Here is a 19,778-nt window from a genome sequence, read left to right as displayed (position 1 = left end):
GCTCTGCTTCATGATAGTTTATCCTTTTTTGCTGAGAGAGATATTTTAATCGTTTTACGATAACTATAGATATGTTCTCAATTTCAGACATAAAATTAATCTCTATATTTTTTATTATTTGATTATAGTTTTATTTGTGGGTGAGTTGTTGTTTATTTAAAAATTTGTCCCAATCTGTTTTTATTTTATGATTCATGTGTGTTTATATTTTTTAGTGCTTTTTTGAGTGCAGAAAAAAGATCTTGATGTTAATTTTTAGTGTTTTTAATGTTTATTTATCTTTCTTTATTTTTAATATGATGACTCTTTTGTTTTTTGAGATTTGATAGTGAAGAAATGGATTTGTAAAAGTTGTGGTTTGTACAAAAAGATTATTCCAGGTCATATTAAATCAGGTCGAAAAGTTTTTTTTATACATAATGCCGATAATATGAATAAAACAATTAAGAAAGGAGTGGTTGTCAGTCGAAACAAAGATATTTTGATTATCCTCAGTGAGGGACTTTTATGTATGGTCAAAGACATTGATGTTTACCCCGAAGATGCTCCTGTGTATTTTGTATACAACATGTTTGGTGCGTGTGAGTGCCCAACCAAGTAACACGATACTTTTTATATTTTATATATTGAAAATGGCACGCAAAGTCAAAGAATTAAGCAAAGTGTCAAGTTATATCAGGCAAGGGCTTTATACTTAAAATCTAAATAGTTCCAAAATGTAGATGTAAAAATCCATGGTCAAACTTGAATCGATAAGTTTTATCCAATACTAAGGAGCATTACATCAATTTCATGGTTAAAGAAACCGTGTATGGAGCATGTTTTGAAAAGGAATAGATCCGATGCCTAAATGTGTAGTCATGAAGCAAACTTTTAATGCACCTATCGACTTTATTTTTCTACTTTTTTCTAAACACCGAACATTCAATACCGTGTTGTGGCCGCTGCAATCCGTAGTGATAAAAACTTCTAATGATGCTCATAATACTGATGGGATCGGTTCAATTCGAAAAATGGGAATCGGCCCGTTAAAACCAATCCAAGAAGAAATTACCCAAAGCATATCCAACCAGCTGATTGAATATAAAATGTTAAAAAATAGTCTGTTTTCTTATCATTTAGGCCGATTGGAATTTGAACAGGTTGGTGAATGCACAAATTTAACCTATAGCATTTGGTTGGATAGCAAGATTCCTTTGGTGACAAACATTGCGCTTATGCAGCTTAAGTCTTTGGCTACATATGGTTTGAAAAAAATTGCAATTCAAATGAATCAATTTAAGATTAAAGCGCTGTAACTTTTTACTACATGGCATTTTAATAAAAAAATGGACACAAAAATTGATCTGCAGCCACTGCTGTTAGATGTTCTACATCAAAATTTCAGCAATATTGTATTTAAGGAAGCATAATGAATTTAAGCAAAAAGACGATCATTATTACAGGTGCTTCAAGTGGAATTGGCGCAGAGGCAGCGATTCAACTTGCTCAAGCCGGAGCAACGGTTTGTCTGATTGCACGTCGTGCTGATGAATTACAGAAGATTCAGGCTACGATTCAAGCTCAAGCGGGGCAAGTCTTTATTTATCCAGCAGATATCACTGATGCTGAGCAGCTCAAAGCGTGTTTAGATAAAATATTGTCTGAACATCAAAAGATTGATGTGTTAGTGAATAATGCAGCGCGTTCTATCAGGCGTCCGATTTTGGAATCACTTGATCGCTTACATGATTATGAACGTACCATGCAGATCAATTATTTTGCGGCAGTGAATATGACACTGCATTTATTACCTCATTTTCTAGCCAATGCTTCGGGTCATATCGTCAATATTTCAACCATGTCAACGCAGGTTCCAATTCCTTTATTTTCAGCCTATCTGGCCAGTAAATCGGCACTTGAGTCTTTTTCTCGTTCACTTTCGATGGAGTTAAAAGGAAAAGGAATTGATGTCAGTATTGTTTATTTTCCAATGGTCAGAACACCAATGTCTTCTAAAACAGCAATATATAAACATATGAAGATGTTGGATACACCTGCAGCAGCGGGATGGATTGTGAAAGCCATTGAGAAAAAATCTTATCGTGTCAGTAGTAAAACGGGCCTTGTTGCAAATGCCTTACTAAATACTGCACCGACTTGGGCAATGAATCTTTCACGGCCACTGTTCCAATTAATGGATCAACGCTTAAAGAAGAAACTAAAGACTGATGAAGCATGATTGATTAGTTTGTCGATAAAAAAAGCAGCTGAAGCTGCTTTTTTTATAGATTAATAGATGAATTTAGAGATTTTATCTGCCGTTTGGATCACCGTCTCAGCAATTTCATTTCTAAAATGATGCTCATCATAACTGCCTAATGGACAGCTCACAGAGAGAACAGCAGCCATTTTATTGGTTGATTGTTTATAAATCGGTGCAGCACAGGCTGCCATATCATGGTTGTAATGACCCCAACTCACCATGGAGTGCTGTGTTTTTACATAGCTAAGACGCTGTAGTAATTCTTTGAGGTTTTTAGGTGTTAGCTCAGAAAAGGTGTCCCACTGACTAAAACCTTTATAACGATCCCTGATCTCAGTTTCTGGCAAATCGGCCAACAGCATTTGCCCAATGACAGTTGCATGGGCAGGCCAACGTGTACCTAACCCAATATTACTGGTAAATGTGCCATTGGATTGAATGTTGTTAATAAAGACGATATGTGTCCCTTCCAATATAGAAAGGTGGACAGCAAGCTGGGTTTGATCGCGAAGCTCTTTCATGAGCGGTGTCGCTAAATCTAATAGGGACTGTCTAGATAGACTATTAAAGCCAAGCTCCATGACTTTTGAATCTAGTGCATAGGTTTTTTGCGATGCCTTTCTCAGAAAACCACAAGATTCCAAGGTATAGATCAGTCGAAATGCACTGGAACGGTTTACATCTAAAATCTCGGCAATTTCTGTGATGGTCATTTCTTGGGTTTGTTGATTAAAGGCTTGCAGGATTGCCAAGCCACGAACTAAGCCAGGGACTAAATAACGCTCATCATTTTTTATTGCATCAGATTCTTGGGAGTCTGTTTCAACTTTCGAATTCATTGAGTTAATTTTCCTATCAAAAAAGCACAAATTTGTACATTTCGTTTTCTTCGGTTTGTATTGTAACTGCAAATAGATTTATAAAATATATTTTTATATATAAAACAAAATTTTTTCAGTAAAACGTAAAATAATGTGTAATAAAAATCAAGATACTGAATTTAAAGAATATATTTAATTTGACAGGAAAAACCGCATAGGAGTATTCTTTACTAAAGTTTGTTATATCAAATATTGTTTTATATATAAAACAAATGAGGATGCAAGGATGAGTTGGATCTCAGTTTGTCAGCAAGACGACATCACCGAAGACGAGCCGAAAGCCATTGAAGTCGACGGTAAGAAAATAGGCGTTTTTTTCATCGATGATCATTATTTTGCCATCGAGAATGTTTGCCCACATGCTTTTGCCTTATTAACAGAAGGTTTTATTGAAGATCAAACAGTGGAATGCCCATTACATGAGGCAATTTTTGATATTCAAACAGGTGAGCTAAAAAGTGGTCCGGGATGCCGTGATTTATGCACTTATCCCGTACGTGTTGAAGGGCAGGACGTTCAAATTCAACTATAAGTCTTATTTATAAGGATGGAATCTCATGAAAACTTTTAATGAGAAGCTAGCGAATTGGATTCATGCCACGCCAGCGACCGAAGCAGGGATTAACAATATTCAAATACCAGGACAGTCAGAACTTCTGGTTTGGCAGACGCGTTATAAAGAGCCAACAGTCTACGAACAGGATTTTGTTCAGCACTTAATTAAGGCCTTTTCGACAGGCGTAACAGAGCTTGGTGATTTAGTTCAATCTTTAAATCAGCAGGGCTTCCGTTGCGAGTCTGGTGAGCTATGGACTTCTGAAGCATTTTCAGAAGAAATGCAACGTTTGGGTTATTGATTCAAGGAAGAACAGTTATGAACGCAGCAGTATCAGTTACGCCAACTGTAGAAGAGTATTTGGATCTGGGTTTACGTGATCAGTGGCACCCCGTTTTAGCAAGCTGGGAAGTTGCAGCCAATCCTGTCGGCATCACTCGTTTGGGCGAAAATATCGTAGTATGGCGTGATGCCGAAGGTCAAATTCATGCTTTGGAAGATCGCTGTCCGCATCGTGGCGCACGTCTTTCTCTAGGTTGGAATCTGGGTAATCGAGTTGCTTGCTGGTATCACGGTGTCGAAGTTCGCCATGATGGTGTGGTGGAGGATGTGCCTGCGGTACATGATTGCCCAATGAAAGGTACGACCTGTGTAAAAAGCTATCCTGTGATTGAACAACATGGTGCAATTTTCATGTGGTTTGGCATCGATGCCAAAGAAGCGCCGAAGCCACTGGATTTTCCAGAGCAGTTGGCGAGTGAGGAGTGGAGTTCATTCCTATGTCAGGCAGATTGGGAAGTGAATCATCAATATGCAATTGATAATGTGATGGACCCAATGCATGGCAGCTATTTGCATTGCACTTCACATTCAATGGCAGAGGGTGATCGTACTGCGGAAATGAAACATCGTTCGACTGAACATGGTTTTATTTTTGAAAAAGAAGGTCAAGTCGGAGTGAATTTTGACTGGGTTGAATATGCCAATACAGGCGCAAGCTGGTTACGTCTTTCGATTCCATATCGTAAAGATTTTGGACCAGGTGGTGAGTTTTGGATTGTTGGCTATGCAACACCAATTGATGAAAAAAATACCCGTGTGTTCTTCTGGCGCTGTCGTAAAGTCGGTGGTTGGCAACGTAATGTTTGGCGTTTCCTTTACCGTAATCATTTAGAAAAATTGCACTGGGATGTATTGGAGCAGGATCGCATTATTTTAGAAAATCTTGCACCCAATGCACGTCGCCATGAATTTCTCTATCAACATGATGTTGGTTTATCTCGTTTACGCCGCCTCATGAAAAAAGAAGCGGAAAAGCAGTTAAAGAAAATTGCTGCATTAAATACGTCAAACCGTATTGAAATGCAGGAAGAAGTTCATGGTTAACGTCGCATTGTTGCAGGACAAGAAAGTCTTTGTCACAGGTGCAGCGAGAGGCTTGGGACGGGACTTTGCTCAGGCCATTGCTGAAGCAGGTGCTCATGTGGTCATGGCCGATATCCTAACCGATCTTGTGCAAAGCGAAGCAACAGCTTTGCGAACACAGGGTTTAAAGGTTGATGCTGTGAGCATTGATTTGGCAAATGCAGACTCGATCCAGCAAGCAGTACAGCAAGCAGCTGAAAGCATGGGCGGTATAGATGGATTGGTCAATTGTGCTGCGCTTGCAACCAATGTGGGTGGTAAGAGCATGATGGACTATGATGCGGATCTTTGGGATCGTGTCATGAATATTAATGTGAAAGGTACTTGGCTAGTGACTAAGACTGCGGTGCCTTATCTCAAGCAGTCTAGTGCAGGCAAAATCATTAATGTGGCATCAGATACTGCTTTATGGGGTGCACCGAATTTGATGGCCTATGTGGCAAGCAAAGGTGCCTTGACTGCAATGACGCGTTCGATGGCAAGAGAACTTGGACCATTCAATATCTGTATCAATACGCTTTCACCTGGGTTGACTCTGGTTGAAGCAACAGCCTATGTGCCGCAAGAACGTCACGATTTATATGTCAATGGTCGTGCGATTCAACGTCAGCAATTACCACAGGATTTGAACGGAACAGCCCTTTATTTATTGTCAGATTTGTCCTCGTTTGTGACTGGGCAAAACATTCCGGTAAATGGCGGTTTTGTCTTTAATTAAGGAGTAATCTCATGATTACAGGGATTGAGATTTTAAAATTTGGCGTTGAGGACAGAGCTGCTTCGAATAAGTTTTTGGCAGATTTCGGTCTAAAGCAAAGCCAGTCGGATATTGAAGGGGCAGATCTTTACCAAACCCAAAATGGTAGCAAGATCTATTTATTTGATTGTGATGATATTCGCTTACCTAAAGCAATTGAATCAGGTTCAACCCTACGTGAAGTGACTTGGGGTTTGGATGATGCAGCCCATGATTTGGCTCAGCTTGCACTTCGCTTAAATGATGTAGAAGGTTATCAAGCCAGTGCTGATATGGTGCAATGCATAGATCCGAATGGCATGACCATTCGCTTCCAGAAAAGCTTTACACAAGAGTTGCCTGCATTAAAAACAGAAGGCATTAACCAGTATGGCAATGTGCAACGGGTCAATGCAGCAAGTCCTGTATATGAAAAAGGACAACCTGTTGCGATTGGTCATGTGGTGTTTTTTACCCCAGATTTAGAAACAACTGAAAATTTCTATCGTGAGAAGCTCAGTTTTCATCTGTCAGACGCTTATCGTAACCGTGGTGCATTCTTACGCTGTCGAGGCCAAGGTTTTCACCATGATTTATTCTTACTTTCTGTTCCGAATAAACCAGCAGGTCTCAATCACGTGGCATTCGTGGTTCGTGATATTCATGAAGTGATTGGCGGTGGATTGCACATGAACCGTTCTGATTGGTCAACCTTTATTGGTCCAGGACGTCATCCAATTTCTTCAGCTTATTTTTGGTATGTCAACTCACCACTTGGTGGCGCATTTGAATACTATACCAATGATGACTTTTTGACAGAAGAATGGCAGCCACGTATCGAAGAACATCGTCTAGAACTCTTTACGGAGTGGGCGATTGAAGGCGGTTTGGATGATCATACTCGTCGTCAAGTCAAACCTGCATAAGTACTGATTTAGCAGGGAGATTAAGCTATGGAAAGAATCGTAATCGTGGGTGCAGGACAAGCCGCAGGTTGGGCAGTTAGTACTTTGCGTCAAAATGGATATTCAGGTGAAATTCATGTGGTCTCAAATGAAGACCGTGTGTTTTACGAACGCCCACCATTGTCAAAACAGGTGCTTTCAAAAGAAGCAACTTATGAAAGCTTGCATCTGTTTTCTCCAGAGCAGGTACAGGACTTTAACATTCAGTGGCATAAGCCAGCGGTTGCCACTCAGGTTGATCGCCAGCAGAAGCAAGTGGTTCTGGAAAGCGGTCAGGTTTTACCTTACGACAAATTGTTGATCGCAACAGGTAGTCGTGCCCGTGTTCCTGTGAATACCTGGCAGTTTATTCCCAATGTCATGACTTTACGTAATGTTCAAGATTGTGAGCGTTTAACCGAGATATTGCAGCATTCGCAAAAGTTAGCAGTGATTGGTGGTGGCTGGATCGGTCTTGAAATTGCAGCGACAGCGCGTAAACAAGGCAAAGAAGTTCATATTTTTGAATATGGCGATCGTCTTTGTGCACGTAGTGTTAGCCCTGATGTATCTGCTTTTCTAAAAAGCATGCATGAGCAACAAGGGACACAGATTCATTTAGATAGTAAAAATTTGCATTTGATTGAAGCGGGTCAGCAAAAAGTTGAAGTGGTGAATCATCCAAATGCGAGTGAGCTGTTTGATTGTGTGGTTGTGGGTGCAGGTGCGGATATTGCCAAAGAGCTTGGTGCCAATGCTGGCCTAGATGTAAAAGATGGCATTGTGGTGAATGGCTTTGGTCAAACCTCTGACCAAGATATTTATGCCGCAGGTGATGTTGCCATTCATCCAGGTTTGGGGTATTGCATCCAGTCATGGGCCAATGCACAGAATCAGGCGATTGCCGCAGCAAAATCGATGTTGGGAATAGAGACTGAATATACCGATATTCCATGGTTATGGTCAGATCAGTATCACTTCAATATTCAGATATTAGGCACTTATCAACCGGAAAAAACCGAGCAGATTGTGGTTCGCAAAAGCGCAGATGATCAATCCAGTTATTTGTATTTAGATGATCAAAACCATTTGCTGAACATGATTGCGATTAATGATTCTAAACTGGTCAAGCTGGCAAAGCGTTGGATGCAGTCCAATACCGAGTTAGACCCAAAATTATTAGCAGACCCTGAATTTAATGTCATGAAATTAAAACCATAAACATTAGATCCGGTTCATGACTCAATCGAAGGAATGAAGTATGAGTAATGAAGAGAAAAGTGGATTAAAGCATTGGGTTCCTGCTTTTGTCCTGATGGTATGTGTCGTTCTGGCATTTTTCGACAAAATTAGTATCGCGGTTTTATTTGCTGACCCGCACTTTCAAGGTGCGATGGGAATTGCAGAAGACAAGGCAAAACTCGGATGGCTCATGACCAGCTTCTTGTTGGCTTATGGATTCTCCTCGGTGTTTTTAAGCTTTTTGGGCGATATTTTTAATCCGAAGAAAATGCTGTTTTGGAGCGTCGCGTCATGGGGGTTGCTCATGTTCTGTATGGGATTTACCACAAATTATACAGGTATGTTGATCTTGCGGGTTTTGCTTGGCTTGGCTGAGGGACCATTGTTTGCATTGGCTTATGCCATCGTGAAACAAACTTATACTGATCATCAGCAAGCACGTGCTTCGACCATGTTTTTATTAGGAACACCGATTGGTGCATTCTTGGGTTTTCCAATTACTGCTGCGGTCTTAGCAAAGCATGATTGGCACACCACATTCTTTGTAATGGCTGGTTTGACCGTAATTGCATTGCTTGCGATTGCTTTTGGCTTGCGTAATTTACAACTCAAGAAAACCATTGAACTGGAATCGACCAGCAAACGTGTCAATTTCAAAGGTCATATTCATAACACCAAAGTGCTATTACAGAACCGTGCTTTCTGGCTGGTCTGTATCTTCAATATTGCATTGATGACCTATCTATGGGGCTTAAACAGTTGGGTACCGTCTTATCTGATTCAGGATAAAGGTTTTAACCTGAAAGAGTTTGGCGTTTATTCAAGCTTTCCATTTATTGCCATGTTGATTGGTGAAGTGATTGGCGCATTCCTTTCGGACAAGTTAGGTCGCCGTGCCATTCAAGTCTTTAGCGGTTTATTGGTGGCAGGCATCTTTATGTATGTCATGGTCATTATGACTGATCCGATTTTAGTGATCGCAGCGATGTCTTTAAGTGCAATGGCTTGGGGCTTCGGTGTCGCAGCAGTATTCGCGTTACTTGCCCGTGTAACAACTGCCGATGTTGGTGCAACTGCGGGTGGAATTTTCAATGGGATGGGGAATTTTGCCAGTGCAATTGCACCTGTTCTGATCGGTTATATCGTGATGCAAACACACAGTTTTAATTTAGGAATTACCTTCTTGGCAGCCGTCGCTGTGATCGGATCATTCTTCTTGCTTCCTTTATTGAAACGTTATTAATCAAACTATTTATCAAAAACCTAGGAGTTAAAACATGACTACTCAACAATTCGAATCATGGACACAACCTGAAGGTACAAATTTACAAGATTGGTTGAATACACGTATCGCACGCTTTGAAACACGTAAATATGATTTTGATGCTTTGAAGTTCCAAGCGGACTACGACCCGAAATATCGTCGTGCACAAATGCGCTATATGGGCACTGGCGCAACAGGTGTGGTCAATGATGGCAATACGGTTCCAGCTGAAAACTTTACCTTCTCAACCATGGTTTTACCTGCGCAATGTGAAGGGCCTTTGCATATTCATCACGATGTTGAAGAAGTATTTTTCATGTTACGTGGCGAGATTGACCTGTTCATTGAACATAACGGTGAAAAATTCGAGACCAGACTGAAAGAACGTGACCTGATTTCAATTCCACCGGGTATTTATCGTGGTCTGTTCAATCCTGGTCAGGAAGATGCCTTGATGTGTGTGATGTTGGGCGCTGGTAAACCAACCATTCCGAATTATCCACCTGAGCATCCGTTGTCTCAAATCAAACGTTAATCCGATTGATCTTATAAACGTTGAAGGAATGACATGATGACACTGATTGAGACCTTAGCCCAATATCCAGTCAAAACTGTTGCTGTAAATGGTTACCTGCAAGCCTATCGTGAGGCAGGCCAAGGTCAGCCCTTGATTTTGCTACATGGAATTAGTTCAGGTTCAGCTTCTTGGATCAATCAGCTAGAGACACTCAGTCAACATTTTCATGTTATTGCCTGGGATGCACCAGGTTATGGCTTATCGGATGGCTTAACCACAGATCAACCTAATGCAACCGATTATGCGGAACGTGTATTGGGCTTGATGGATGCGTTGAACATTTCAAAAGCTATTTTAATTGGTCATTCATTGGGCGCATTACAGGCCAGTGCCTTTGCCCACCTTCATCCTGAACGGGTACAGACTTTAGTGATTGCCAATGCGGCACAAGGCTATCAACGTTCCGACGAAGAAACCAAAGCACAGGTCTATCAAAAACGCCCGAATATGTTGAAAAGCTTGGGCAATGCAGGCATGGCTGCCAGTCGTGGACCGCATTTGATCTATAAACAGGAACCTCAGGCACTGGCTTTGGTCAGTGAAGTGATGGGGCAACTGACATTAGATGGTTTTACCCGAGCATCCTATTTGTTGGCCTATGACGAAATTCGAAATTATTTAACAGGACTTAGCGTTCCTTGTGTGGTGATTGCGGGCGACAAGGATGGAATTACGTCTGCACAAGCAATCAAGGAACTTGCTGTAGAAATGCAATTGAGCCGATGTCATCTCATTACAGATGCAGGTCATCTGAGTTATGTCGATCAACCTGAACAGTTTAACGACATTGTTCTATCGGCACATTAAGACTTAAACGAGAGATATGGATATGAGCTTCCAAGTTGAAGGAAAAGTAGCAGTTGTAACAGGTGGCTCGTCAGGCATTGGTTTGGCTGCAGTCGAAATTTTAGTTGCTGAAGGTGCCAAGGTGGCATGGTGTGGTCGAGATGAGCAGCGTTTGGCAGCATCAAAACTGTATATTTTAGAAAAATATCCGCATGCTCACATTTTCACCAGTATCTGTAATGTCTTAGACAAAGAAGATGTAAAACGCTTTGCACAACAGGTCAATCAAAATCTAGGCAATGTTGACATGCTGATCAATAACGCAGGTCAAGGACGTGTATCTAATTTTGAAAATACCCAAGACGAAGACTGGATGAAAGAAATTGAACTGAAGTATTTCAGTGTATTACATCCAGTACGTGCTTTCTTAAATGATTTAAAACATTCGGCATGCGGGTCGATTACCAATGTGAATTCTTTGTTAGCACTTCAACCTGAACCGCACATGATTGCAACGTCATCTGCGCGTGCGGCATTGCTGAATCTGACGCATTCTCTGGCGCATGAATTTACCCAGTACGGTGTTCGTGTCAATTCAATTCTTTTGGGCATGGTGGAATCCGCACAGTGGAAACGCCGTTTTGAAACCCGTTCTGATCCAAATGCAACATGGGAACAGTGGACAGGCAACATTGCCAAAAACCGTGGCATTCCAATGCAACGTTTAGGCAAGCCAGAAGAGCCAGCGCGTGCCTTGGTGTTTTTAGCATCGCCTTTGGCATCCTATACCACAGGTTCGACACTCGATGTCTCTGGTGGATTTAACAAACATTTATAAGGTGTTCACATGAAACAGTTGATGATGATTGGTTTTGGAGCGATGGCGGCAGAAGTGTATGCCCACATGCCACAAGACCTGCAACTTAAATGGATTGTGGTCCCTGCACGCAGTGTAGAAAAAGTACAGGCGCAGGTTGCGGCTGATGTGCAAGTGATTAGTTCAATCGAACAATGTCAGGGGACACCTGATTATGTGATTGAAGTGGCAGGACAGGCTGCGGTGAAAGAGCACGCGCAAAAAGTCTTGGAAAAAGGCTGGACCATTGGCCTGATTTCAGTGGGCACTTTGGCGGATAACGAATTTTTAATTCAACTGAAAACAACCGCAGAACAACATGATGCGCACCTACATTTATTGGCAGGTGCCATTGCTGGGATCGATGGGATCTCAGCGGCCAAAGAAGGTGGTTTGGAAAAAGTCACCTATAAGGGCTGTAAAAGTCCAAAAAGTTGGCGTGGTAGCTATGCGGAACAATTGGTTGACCTCGATCAGGTCAGCGAAGCAACAGTTTTTTTCCGTGGTACAGCCAGAGAAGCAGCCTTGAAGTTTCCAGCCAATGCCAATGTGGCAGCCACGATTGCACTGGCAGGACTAGGCATGGATGACACTATGGTTGAGCTGACGGTTGATCCGAGTATCAACAAAAACAAGCACACCATCGTGGCAGAAGGTGTATTTGGTGAAATGACCATTGAACTGGTGGGTGTGCCATTGGCGAGTAATCCAAAAACCTCAACCTTGGCTGCATTAAGTGTGATTCGCGCTTGCCGCAATAGTGTTGAAGCAATTCAGATTTAAAAGGATTTGATCATGGTAAAGGAAATTTATATCGCAGGTGAATGGCGATTAGGTAAAGGCGCTACGATTCAAAGTTTATTTCCAGCAGATCAATCGGTGAATGCTGAAATCTCAACGGCGAGTTTGGATGATGTCAATGAAGCCATTGAAAAGGCAGATGCGGCTTGGCGTAAAGCCGAGTGGCGTAACAGCATGCCGCATGAACGTGCCCGTATTTTATATAAAGTGGCCGACATTATTGAAGCGCGTGTGGATGAGCTTTCAAAGTTGCAAACCCGTGATAATGGCAAGCCCTTGGCTGAAACCCGTGCCTTGACGATGAGTGCGGCAGCAACTGCGCGTTATGTGGCAGCAGCCTGCGAAACCTTGAACGATGAGTTGACCACGCAACGTGCCGCAGATTTCATGACCATGAGCGTGCATGAACCAGTGGGCGTAGTCGCTGCAATTACCCCGTGGAACTCACCGATTGCCAGTGAGGTACAGAAATTGGCACCAGCGCTTGCTGGCGGTAATGCAGTGATTCTAAAACCAGCAGAAGTAACTTCTTTGATTGCGTTGGAACTCGCAAAAATCTTTGAAGAAGCGGGTTTACCGAAAGGTTTGCTCAGTGTATTGGTCGGACGCGGTTCAGTGATTGGTGATGCAATCGTAAAGCATCCTTTGGTGCGTAAGATTTCATTTACGGGTGGAACCACGACTGGTCGTCATTTGGCACATTTAGCTGCCGATAAACTGATCACAACCTCTTTGGAGCTTGGTGGAAAATCACCAACGATTGTATTGCCAGATGCAGATATTGAATTGGCTGCAAAAGGTGTGGCTTACGGTATTTTCAGTTCGGCTGGACAAGCCTGTATTGCAGGTTCGCGTCTGTTTGTACACAGCAGTATCTATGATCAATTTCTCAGTCGTCTGGTTGAAATTACCAAAGGCTTGCGTGTTGGACATCCTGAAACTGCAGGCGTACATCTCGGGTCTTTGATTAATCCGAAACATTTGGCTTCTGTCGATGACTATGTACAGCTCGCGAAACAAGAAGGTGGGCAAGTCCTTGTGGGTGGTCATGCCTTAACCGAAGGTGAGTTTGCCAAAGGTAGCTATTACTTACCAACGATTATTACAGGCTTAAGTAATTCAGCACAAACCTGTCAGGAAGAGATTTTTGGCCCTGTATTAGTGGTGATGAAATATGACGATGAACAAGATTTACTTGCACAAGCCAATGACAGTTGTTTTGGCCTTGCCGCAGGCATCTGGACTGAAAACTATCGTAAGGCATGGCAAATTGCCCGTGCTTTGGAAGTCGGTACAGTTTGGATCAATACCTATAAGAAATTCTCGATTTCTGCACCATTTGGTGGCTTTAAAGAAAGCGGTATCGGGCGTGAAAAAGGTCGTTTAGGCATTTTGTCTTACATGCAACAAAAAAGCATCTATATGGGATTAAGCGAGCAGCCAAATCCTTGGGCGAATTAATACATTCATGGAATGAACAGTTTTTGAGGAATATACCAATGACAGAACGTGTAAATGTTGGCGAAGCCATTGCCCGTGTTTTAGAAGCACATCAAGTAGACAGTATTTATGGCGTGATCTCGATCCATAACTTGCCGATTGCCGATGCAGTTGGTCGCCGTGAAAAAATCCGGTTTGTAGCGGCTCGCGGTGAAGCAGGTGCGGTCACTATGGCAGATGGTCACTCACGCTTTAAAGGACTGGGTGTGGCGCTCACCAGTACGGGCGCGGGTGCAGGTAATGCAGTCGGTTCACTAATTGAAGCAATGAATGCAGGCAGTCCCGTATTGCATTTAACCGGGCAAGTTGAACGTGAATATTTGGATCGTGATGCCAGCTTTATTCATGAAACCAAAGATCAGCTGACTTTCTTACGTGCATCGAGCAAAGCTGCATTTCGTATTACCAGCCCTGACAATGCAGTGGGTGTGATCCGTGAAGCAATTCGTGTAGCCACTACAGTACCGATGGGGCCAGTGAGTGTTGAGTTACCGATTGATGTACAAGCAGCAGAAATCGATTTGCCGCTGAACTTAGGGCCAGTAAAAGCACTTGAACTTCCTCAGGCTGAACAGATCGAAGTCGACTTAATCGTTGAAGAACTGAAAAAAGCCAAACGCCCAGTGTTCTGGATCGGTGGTGGTACGTTGAATAGTGTCGCGGAAGTCAAAGCCATCGCTGATCTCGGCATTCCTGTGGTGTCCTCAACACATGCGCGTGGCGTATTGGCCGATGATCATCCACGTAGTTTAGGCGCATTCCATAACTCGGCTGGCGTTGAGCAGTTGCTTAAAGATGCTGATCTATTGGTGGTGGTGGGTTCACGTTTACGTAGTAATGAAACCAAGACCTATTCAGTGCAATTCTCTGACAATATTATTCAAATCGATGCCAATCCTGTCGCGCAACAGCGTAATTACAAAGTTCGTAACTTCATCTGTGGCGATGCCAAAGATGTGTTGCAACGCGTATTGACGGGCTTGCAAGGTATCTCCAAAGTCGATGCGGAATATGATGCAGCTGTGGTGAAGGCAAAACAGGCCGCAATCGAGGCATTACGTACGCAGTTGGATCAATATGCCTTGATCTGTGATCACTTACGTGCTGCATTACCGCAAGATGGCATTTTTGTACGAGACATTACGATGTCAGGTAGTACCTGGGGCAGTCGTTTATTCCCAGTGCAAGCACCGAATCAGAACATTCACTCTTTAGCAGGGGCTATTGGTCTTGGTCTAGCAACTGCGATTGGTGCTTCGATTGCCAATCCTGACAAGAAAGTCATTGGTTTAGTCGGTGATGGCGGTTTGATGTTAGGTATTGGTGAAATTGCAACCATGGCGCAAGAAAATACCAATATGGTGCTGATGATCATGAATGATGGTGGTTATGGCGTGATGCGTGGTATCCAGAAGAATTACTTCGGTGGTCGCCAGTATTTCAATGAATTGCATACCCCAGACTATAAAGTACTCGGTGAAGCAATGGGCGTGAAAAGCTGGAAAGTGGGCAGTGCTGATGAATTCAAGACGGTGATTCAGGAAGCGGTTGATTTTCAGGGACCAAGCGTGATTGAACTGGATATGAATTCAATTGGTCCACTGAACTTCGCGGGTCCACCACAGAAGAAATTGTACTAATCCCACTGAGCATTGGCAGTCCGTGCTGATGTGAAGAACGCTTTGCAGGTAAATTTTTTTGCCTGCAAAGCGATAAAAACTATGTTTTATAGGTAAAACAAAAACAAGACCAACAGGATCGTTGGGACGAAAGCAAAGGAAGTAGATATGAAAAAGACATCAATGGTCGCGATGCTTGCCGCATTTTATTTGGGTATGACATCCCATGCTTTTGCGCAAAGCTCAGCCCTCGAATGGAAAAGTGAAGATGGAACGGATTCGGTAAAATTGGGTGGCGTGGTGCGCTTGAACCAGCGCTATGAAAATTGGGAGGGGCCAAATGGAGGTTTTGGTAAACTTTATTTTGATATTTTTAGGGTCGATCTGAAAGGCAAATTTGATGATGCTTATTTCAATGCCAGTTATTTATTTCAAGATCAAGAGAAACGTTCGATTGAGAAAGCTTATGTTGGCTATAATCTCAATGAAAATAATAGTATAGAAGCGGGTTTTGTCTATAAACCATTCACCATTTATCCTTATCCGCAAAATGGCTGGACTTATCATATTCCTTTTTTCTTGGGCTATGGCAATAACATTGCACCCGGTTTGAACTGGAATTTTCACAACAAGGATTGGGATGTGAAACTCGGCTATTATCCACAAATGTTGGATACCAGCCTACGTTACTCGCCTGAAAGTGCCACTTATGATGATCTGACGGACAATGCATTTCCGACCCAGAAAGCCTATCAAAATGAAAAGCGCCATCAATTTAACACCCGTATTGTCCGTAAGTTAGAAACTGAGTTTGGCAAGCAAGAATTTGGTGTATCAGGTGCAATCGCGCAATTGCATAATACAACCACTGATAAAAATGGTCAGTATTATGCGGTTGGTTTACATACCGATAATAATTACAAACGCTTTAATTTACAAAGCTCTGTGATTCATTATCAATATGATGCCAAAAATCCAGATGGGGTGAATAATGACATGACCTTGATGGGGAATAATGGCTTTACCCCTGCATATTTCATTGCTTCCGAAGCAACAGTGGCCAGTTTAAACTTGGCTTATACCTTACCTGTACAGGATATGGGCAAACTCAAAGCCATTCGTTTCTATAATGATTATAGTTATATGGACAAGAAACGTGATGATTGGTCAGATTCACAAATGAATACCACAGGGATGATGTTTATTGCTTCGCCATTTATGGTCTGGGCAGATTATACCTGGGGCAAAAACGCCAACATTATTGGTGGCGCATCGAATGCAACGGGGTTCACCTCAACGGTGTCCCCATATAGTGATCAATGGTTATACCGCATTAATTTAAATATTGGATTTAGTTTTTAAATTTCCAATCAGTATTTTTCTAAAAGGAGCGAGTCGTGTTGATGATTCGCTCTTTTTATTTTGAGAGATTTTTAGCTGAGATGACTTTTCCGATATTCTGATGGTGTCAGCTTTTCCCATTGTTTAAAGGCTCGGCTAAATGCACTTTGTTCAGCATAACCCAGTAACAGCGCAATTTCAGTGAGTGACAGCTCTGATTTGATCAAATAGCTTTTCGCCAATTCTAAACGAATACTTTTTACGAGATCACTATACTGCAGGTTATAACCACTTAGCTTGCGATAAAAACTTCTTAAAGACAGATTCATCTGTTTGGCAATATTCTCCGCAGAGGGTTCACCAATTTTGAGCATATTGACGATCAATAATTGTAAATCTTTTAAGAACGTATCAGGATTTGGAATGCTCTTGAGTAATGCTTCTGCTTGTTGATCCAACAGTTTTTTTAGATGTGGATCACTGCTTGGGATGGGCAAATGCAGGATTTCCAGCGGAAGCCATAATTTTAAAACATCAGCATCAAAACTCACGGGACAGCCATAGATCTGTGGGTAGGGTGTGGTATCGGCCGGGGCAACAGCAGAGAACTCAATCTTTAAAGGACGAATATCTGGCTGGTGTAAAATCTTTCGGATGGTACGCAATACGCCGGAAAGCAGTACTTCATTTGAAAGCTGAGAATTTTTATGCACGACAGGCGTCCAGCACATACAAAAACGATCTTCTTTCTGCACGATGGAAAATGAAGCAGAGTTTTGTAAAAGTGGTTGGAAATTCTTAAAACAATTCAAAAAGCTGAGCAGATTGGGGCTGGATAATGCCAAGTAACCTAAAATATGAATATGGTGAGGTTCCGACAGTTCACCAATATAATGTCCCAAAACAGGTGTCGGGTGTTGCTGGTAGATTTCTTCGAGCAGATTCCACCATTTGTGTAAGGGCATTCTCGGTTGATTGGCATACAGTTGCATAAGTTCATTGAGCTGACTATTCGAAATATTTTGTTGCTGTAGATACTTGTCGATGAGTTCTAACAGCACCGATGGAATACTTGGAATTTCAGTCATAATTACTCTACTAGTTTTGAAGTCAAATCCTTTAACCCAATTATAGATAAATCATCGCAGCTATAACGTTGTTGATTTACCTCTTTATCTTAGCCGATCCATTTCAAAGTTTTTGTATCATCAAGGGACAGAATCATGAGCTTTGATCTCAAAATCTCTCATTAATAATCAATAAAATAAGATATGATTTAAGCGTAGTTCATTCATTTGACTTTGGTTATTTCACGGTGGCATTCAAGGTCAAGCCTTTAGCGCTGAATCTTATTATTTTCCACAGATATGTTTTTCAATTCATTAAAAAAGGATTGAGAGATTCTACTGACAAGGTTTTATCAGTTTGGAGTGGGAAATGTCAGATTTAGATCGAGATACAGTTGTGGATGATTATTCACTAGATGTTGTGATTATTGGTGCTGGATTTTCAGGTATTGCAGCAGGAGTTAAACTTCAGCAAGAAAAAATCAATAATTTTATTATTATTGAAAAATCACATGAGGTCGGTGGTGTTTGGCGAGAGAATACCTACCCAGGTTGTGAGTGCGATGTACCTTCTTCTATTTATTCCTATTCATTTGCACCTAATCCTAATTGGAGTCATGTTTTCGCAAAACAGAAAGAGATACAACAATATATTAAAGATGTCGCAAGACGTTTTAAAATGGATCAGCATATTCTATTCAATACAGAGCTGCATCAAGCTGCTTGGTCACAGGAACAACAGGCTTGGCTGATTGAAACCAGTCATGGAAGATATAAGGCGAAATTTATTTTTTTTGCCACAGGTCCTTTAAGTGAACCGACCACACCTGATGTCATTGGCTTAGATCGTTTTCAAGGACATATTTTTCATTCTGCACAGTGGGATCATTCAGTTGATCTGAGCAACAAACGTGTTGCTGTGATTGGTACAGGCGCATCTGCGATTCAAATTATTCCTGCGATTCAGCCGATCGTGAAGCAGCTCTATGTTTTTCAGCGAACCGCACCGTGGGTAATTCCGAAGCCGAATATGGTGATGAACAACACCTCTAAAAATCTACAGCAAAAAGTACCATTTACCCTGAATTCCATTCGTAAATTAACCCATATTTCGATGGATATGTTTAGTTCAAGTGTCAATCAACCAAAGACTTTAGACGCATTGGGCAAAGGTTTGATTCATTGGATGCATTATCAGATTCAGGATCCTGTATTGCGTAACAAAGTGACGCCTACATTTACATTGGGCTGCAAACGGATTTTATTTTCAAATACCTATTATCCAGCACTGGCAGCAAATAATGTGGAATTGATCAATCAAGGGGTAAAGGAAATTACACCGAATGGAATTTTGGTTGATGGTCAAGAAGTTCAAGTCGATATCATCGTTTGGGGAACAGGGTTTGAAGTGGCAAAACCACCGATTGCCAAACGGATTGTGACTAAAAAGGGAGTTTTGTTAGATGAGGCGTGGCAAAAAAATACGGTACAAGCCTACAAGGGCTGTGTTGTGAAAGATTTACCGAATGCATTTATGTTACTTGGACCCAATAGTATTAGTTATAATTCATTAATTACTGCAGCTGAAAATCAAATTGACTATGCACTTAAAGCAATTCGATTTGTGTTGGATAATCAATTAAGTAGTTTTGAAATCAGTGCATTTGCAGATGGTCAATTTAACCAGAAACTGCAAAATAAACTGAATGGCACCGTATTTAATCAAGGCGGATGTGCAAGTTATTATCTGGATAGCCATCAAGTGAACGTTGCCAATTATCCATGGACCATGCAGTACATGAAAAATGATATGGCTGAATTTGATAGTTATTGTTATACCTTTCTCAAATAATTGATATTGAAAAGACTTTATATTGATATAAGGTCTTTTTTTTATATTTTTCTAGTCGAAAAAATAGGCACTAAATCAGTGCCTAA

General features: G+C 41.6%; 20 protein-coding genes. 18 read left to right on the top strand and 2 right to left on the bottom strand.

Features of this window, described 5'->3' with window-relative positions; translation table 11 throughout:
* Positions 1-328: 328 nt before the first annotated feature.
* The 3 genes from F887_RS06385 (at position 329) to F887_RS06395 (ending at position 2,221) form a co-directional block, all read left to right on the top strand.
* Positions 329-601: a hypothetical protein gene (locus F887_RS06385; RefSeq protein ID WP_005295328.1), complete on the top strand. Its 273-nt coding sequence runs from the start codon at positions 329-331 to the stop codon at positions 599-601.
* A 241-nt stretch (positions 602-842) separates the two neighbouring features.
* A complete protein-coding gene (locus F887_RS06390) occupies positions 843-1,298 on the top strand; it encodes an SRPBCC family protein (protein WP_005295326.1) in 456 nt (151 codons plus the stop codon).
* Positions 1,299-1,411: 113 nt separating this feature from the next.
* A complete protein-coding gene (locus tag F887_RS06395; RefSeq protein WP_005295324.1) occupies positions 1,412-2,221 on the top strand; it encodes an SDR family NAD(P)-dependent oxidoreductase in 810 nt (269 codons plus the stop codon).
* A gap of 50 nt (positions 2,222-2,271) precedes the next feature.
* On the opposite strand, the gene F887_RS06400 is transcribed toward F887_RS06395, so the two are convergent.
* On the bottom strand, positions 2,272-3,084 hold the full coding sequence (locus tag F887_RS06400; protein ID WP_005295320.1) for an IclR family transcriptional regulator: 813 nt from the start codon (positions 3,082-3,084) through the stop codon (positions 2,272-2,274).
* 268 nt (positions 3,085-3,352) lie between these two features.
* On the opposite strand from F887_RS06400, the gene F887_RS06405 reads away from it, so the two are divergent.
* The 14 genes from F887_RS06405 to F887_RS06470 all read left to right on the top strand — a co-directional run bounded on the left by F887_RS06405 (position 3,353) and on the right by F887_RS06470 (position 16,794).
* Complete coding sequence (locus F887_RS06405) at positions 3,353-3,658, top strand: non-heme iron oxygenase ferredoxin subunit (RefSeq protein ID WP_005295318.1); 306 nt, start codon at positions 3,353-3,355, stop codon at positions 3,656-3,658.
* 25 nt (positions 3,659-3,683) lie between these two features.
* On the top strand, positions 3,684-3,983 hold the full coding sequence (locus F887_RS06410; RefSeq protein ID WP_005295316.1) for a recombinase-like helix-turn-helix domain-containing protein: 300 nt from the start codon (positions 3,684-3,686) through the stop codon (positions 3,981-3,983).
* 17 nt (positions 3,984-4,000) lie between these two features.
* Entirely contained in the window at positions 4,001-5,068 is a 1,068-nt protein-coding gene (locus tag F887_RS06415; protein ID WP_005295314.1) for an aromatic ring-hydroxylating oxygenase subunit alpha, read from the top strand.
* Positions 5,061-5,825 carry an SDR family oxidoreductase gene (locus tag F887_RS06420; RefSeq protein WP_005295311.1) on the top strand — a complete coding sequence of 255 codons (765 nt, stop codon included), beginning with the start codon at positions 5,061-5,063 and terminating at the stop codon, positions 5,823-5,825. The genes F887_RS06415 and F887_RS06420 overlap by 8 nt, the downstream gene beginning before the upstream one ends.
* 11 nt (positions 5,826-5,836) lie before the next feature.
* The gene (locus F887_RS06425) at positions 5,837-6,769 is read left to right on the top strand and encodes a VOC family protein (RefSeq protein WP_005295307.1); all 933 of its coding nucleotides are present in this window, start codon (positions 5,837-5,839) and stop codon (positions 6,767-6,769) included.
* Between the two features lie 27 nt (positions 6,770-6,796).
* Positions 6,797-8,008, top strand: coding sequence for an NAD(P)/FAD-dependent oxidoreductase (locus F887_RS06430; protein WP_005295304.1), 1,212 nt, complete (start codon positions 6,797-6,799; stop codon positions 8,006-8,008).
* A gap of 40 nt (positions 8,009-8,048) precedes the next feature.
* Positions 8,049-9,272, top strand: a complete 1,224-nt coding sequence (locus tag F887_RS06435; RefSeq protein WP_005295303.1) for an MFS transporter — start codon at positions 8,049-8,051, stop codon at positions 9,270-9,272.
* A 34-nt stretch (positions 9,273-9,306) separates the two neighbouring features.
* Positions 9,307-9,828 carry a cupin domain-containing protein gene (locus F887_RS06440; RefSeq protein ID WP_004652930.1) on the top strand — a complete coding sequence of 174 codons (522 nt, stop codon included), beginning with the start codon at positions 9,307-9,309 and terminating at the stop codon, positions 9,826-9,828.
* 33 nt (positions 9,829-9,861) lie between these two features.
* Positions 9,862-10,677: an alpha/beta fold hydrolase gene (locus F887_RS06445; protein ID WP_005295299.1), complete on the top strand. Its 816-nt coding sequence runs from the start codon at positions 9,862-9,864 to the stop codon at positions 10,675-10,677.
* Positions 10,678-10,699: 22 nt separating this feature from the next.
* Positions 10,700-11,494 carry an SDR family oxidoreductase gene (locus F887_RS06450; protein ID WP_005295297.1) on the top strand — a complete coding sequence of 265 codons (795 nt, stop codon included), beginning with the start codon at positions 10,700-10,702 and terminating at the stop codon, positions 11,492-11,494.
* A gap of 9 nt (positions 11,495-11,503) precedes the next feature.
* Positions 11,504-12,295, top strand: coding sequence for an aspartate dehydrogenase (locus F887_RS06455; RefSeq protein ID WP_005295295.1), 792 nt, complete (start codon positions 11,504-11,506; stop codon positions 12,293-12,295).
* Between the two features lie 12 nt (positions 12,296-12,307).
* Positions 12,308-13,774 carry an aldehyde dehydrogenase gene (locus tag F887_RS06460; RefSeq protein WP_005295293.1) on the top strand — a complete coding sequence of 489 codons (1,467 nt, stop codon included), beginning with the start codon at positions 12,308-12,310 and terminating at the stop codon, positions 13,772-13,774.
* A gap of 38 nt (positions 13,775-13,812) precedes the next feature.
* Positions 13,813-15,453 carry a thiamine pyrophosphate-binding protein gene (locus tag F887_RS06465; protein WP_005295292.1) on the top strand — a complete coding sequence of 547 codons (1,641 nt, stop codon included), beginning with the start codon at positions 13,813-13,815 and terminating at the stop codon, positions 15,451-15,453.
* Between the two features lie 147 nt (positions 15,454-15,600).
* Positions 15,601-16,794: a hypothetical protein gene (locus tag F887_RS06470; protein ID WP_005295290.1), complete on the top strand. Its 1,194-nt coding sequence runs from the start codon at positions 15,601-15,603 to the stop codon at positions 16,792-16,794.
* Between the two features lie 71 nt (positions 16,795-16,865).
* On the opposite strand, the gene F887_RS06475 is transcribed toward F887_RS06470, so the two are convergent.
* The gene (locus F887_RS06475) at positions 16,866-17,861 is read right to left on the bottom strand and encodes an AraC family transcriptional regulator (protein WP_005295288.1); all 996 of its coding nucleotides are present in this window, start codon (positions 17,859-17,861) and stop codon (positions 16,866-16,868) included.
* Positions 17,862-18,210: 349 nt separating this feature from the next.
* On the opposite strand from F887_RS06475, the gene F887_RS06480 reads away from it, so the two are divergent.
* Positions 18,211-19,692, top strand: coding sequence for a flavin-containing monooxygenase (locus tag F887_RS06480; RefSeq protein ID WP_005295286.1), 1,482 nt, complete (start codon positions 18,211-18,213; stop codon positions 19,690-19,692).
* The last annotated feature ends 86 nt before the right edge of the window (positions 19,693-19,778 follow it).

It is taken from the genome of Acinetobacter sp. NIPH 2100, from assembly GCF_000369805.1.
Lineage (GTDB): Bacteria > Pseudomonadota > Gammaproteobacteria > Pseudomonadales > Moraxellaceae > Acinetobacter.
The sequence above is the reverse complement of the archived record's forward strand: the minus strand, read 5'-3'. Positions and strand labels throughout refer to the sequence as shown.

What these genes read in the sequence shown, in the direction of transcription:
- F887_RS06390 (WP_005295326.1), top strand. Translation starts at nt 843, where the DNA reads ATGCCTAAATGTGTAGTCATGAAGCAAACTTTTAATGCACCTATCGAC.
- F887_RS06395 (WP_005295324.1), top strand. Translation starts at nt 1,412, where the DNA reads ATGAATTTAAGCAAAAAGACGATCATTATTACAGGTGCTTCAAGTGGA.
- F887_RS06400 (WP_005295320.1), bottom strand. Translation starts at nt 3,084, where the DNA reads ATGAATTCGAAAGTTGAAACAGACTCCCAAGAATCTGATGCAATAAAA.
- F887_RS06405 (WP_005295318.1), top strand. Translation starts at nt 3,353, where the DNA reads ATGAGTTGGATCTCAGTTTGTCAGCAAGACGACATCACCGAAGACGAG.
- F887_RS06410 (WP_005295316.1), top strand. Translation starts at nt 3,684, where the DNA reads ATGAAAACTTTTAATGAGAAGCTAGCGAATTGGATTCATGCCACGCCA.
- F887_RS06415 (WP_005295314.1), top strand. Translation starts at nt 4,001, where the DNA reads ATGAACGCAGCAGTATCAGTTACGCCAACTGTAGAAGAGTATTTGGAT.
- F887_RS06420 (WP_005295311.1), top strand. Translation starts at nt 5,061, where the DNA reads ATGGTTAACGTCGCATTGTTGCAGGACAAGAAAGTCTTTGTCACAGGT.
- F887_RS06425 (WP_005295307.1), top strand. Translation starts at nt 5,837, where the DNA reads ATGATTACAGGGATTGAGATTTTAAAATTTGGCGTTGAGGACAGAGCT.
- F887_RS06430 (WP_005295304.1), top strand. Translation starts at nt 6,797, where the DNA reads ATGGAAAGAATCGTAATCGTGGGTGCAGGACAAGCCGCAGGTTGGGCA.
- F887_RS06435 (WP_005295303.1), top strand. Translation starts at nt 8,049, where the DNA reads ATGAGTAATGAAGAGAAAAGTGGATTAAAGCATTGGGTTCCTGCTTTT.
- F887_RS06440 (WP_004652930.1), top strand. Translation starts at nt 9,307, where the DNA reads ATGACTACTCAACAATTCGAATCATGGACACAACCTGAAGGTACAAAT.
- F887_RS06445 (WP_005295299.1), top strand. Translation starts at nt 9,862, where the DNA reads ATGATGACACTGATTGAGACCTTAGCCCAATATCCAGTCAAAACTGTT.
- F887_RS06450 (WP_005295297.1), top strand. Translation starts at nt 10,700, where the DNA reads ATGAGCTTCCAAGTTGAAGGAAAAGTAGCAGTTGTAACAGGTGGCTCG.
- F887_RS06455 (WP_005295295.1), top strand. Translation starts at nt 11,504, where the DNA reads ATGAAACAGTTGATGATGATTGGTTTTGGAGCGATGGCGGCAGAAGTG.
- F887_RS06460 (WP_005295293.1), top strand. Translation starts at nt 12,308, where the DNA reads ATGGTAAAGGAAATTTATATCGCAGGTGAATGGCGATTAGGTAAAGGC.
- F887_RS06465 (WP_005295292.1), top strand. Translation starts at nt 13,813, where the DNA reads ATGACAGAACGTGTAAATGTTGGCGAAGCCATTGCCCGTGTTTTAGAA.
- F887_RS06470 (WP_005295290.1), top strand. Translation starts at nt 15,601, where the DNA reads ATGAAAAAGACATCAATGGTCGCGATGCTTGCCGCATTTTATTTGGGT.
- F887_RS06475 (WP_005295288.1), bottom strand. Translation starts at nt 17,861, where the DNA reads ATGACTGAAATTCCAAGTATTCCATCGGTGCTGTTAGAACTCATCGAC.
- F887_RS06480 (WP_005295286.1), top strand. Translation starts at nt 18,211, where the DNA reads ATGTCAGATTTAGATCGAGATACAGTTGTGGATGATTATTCACTAGAT.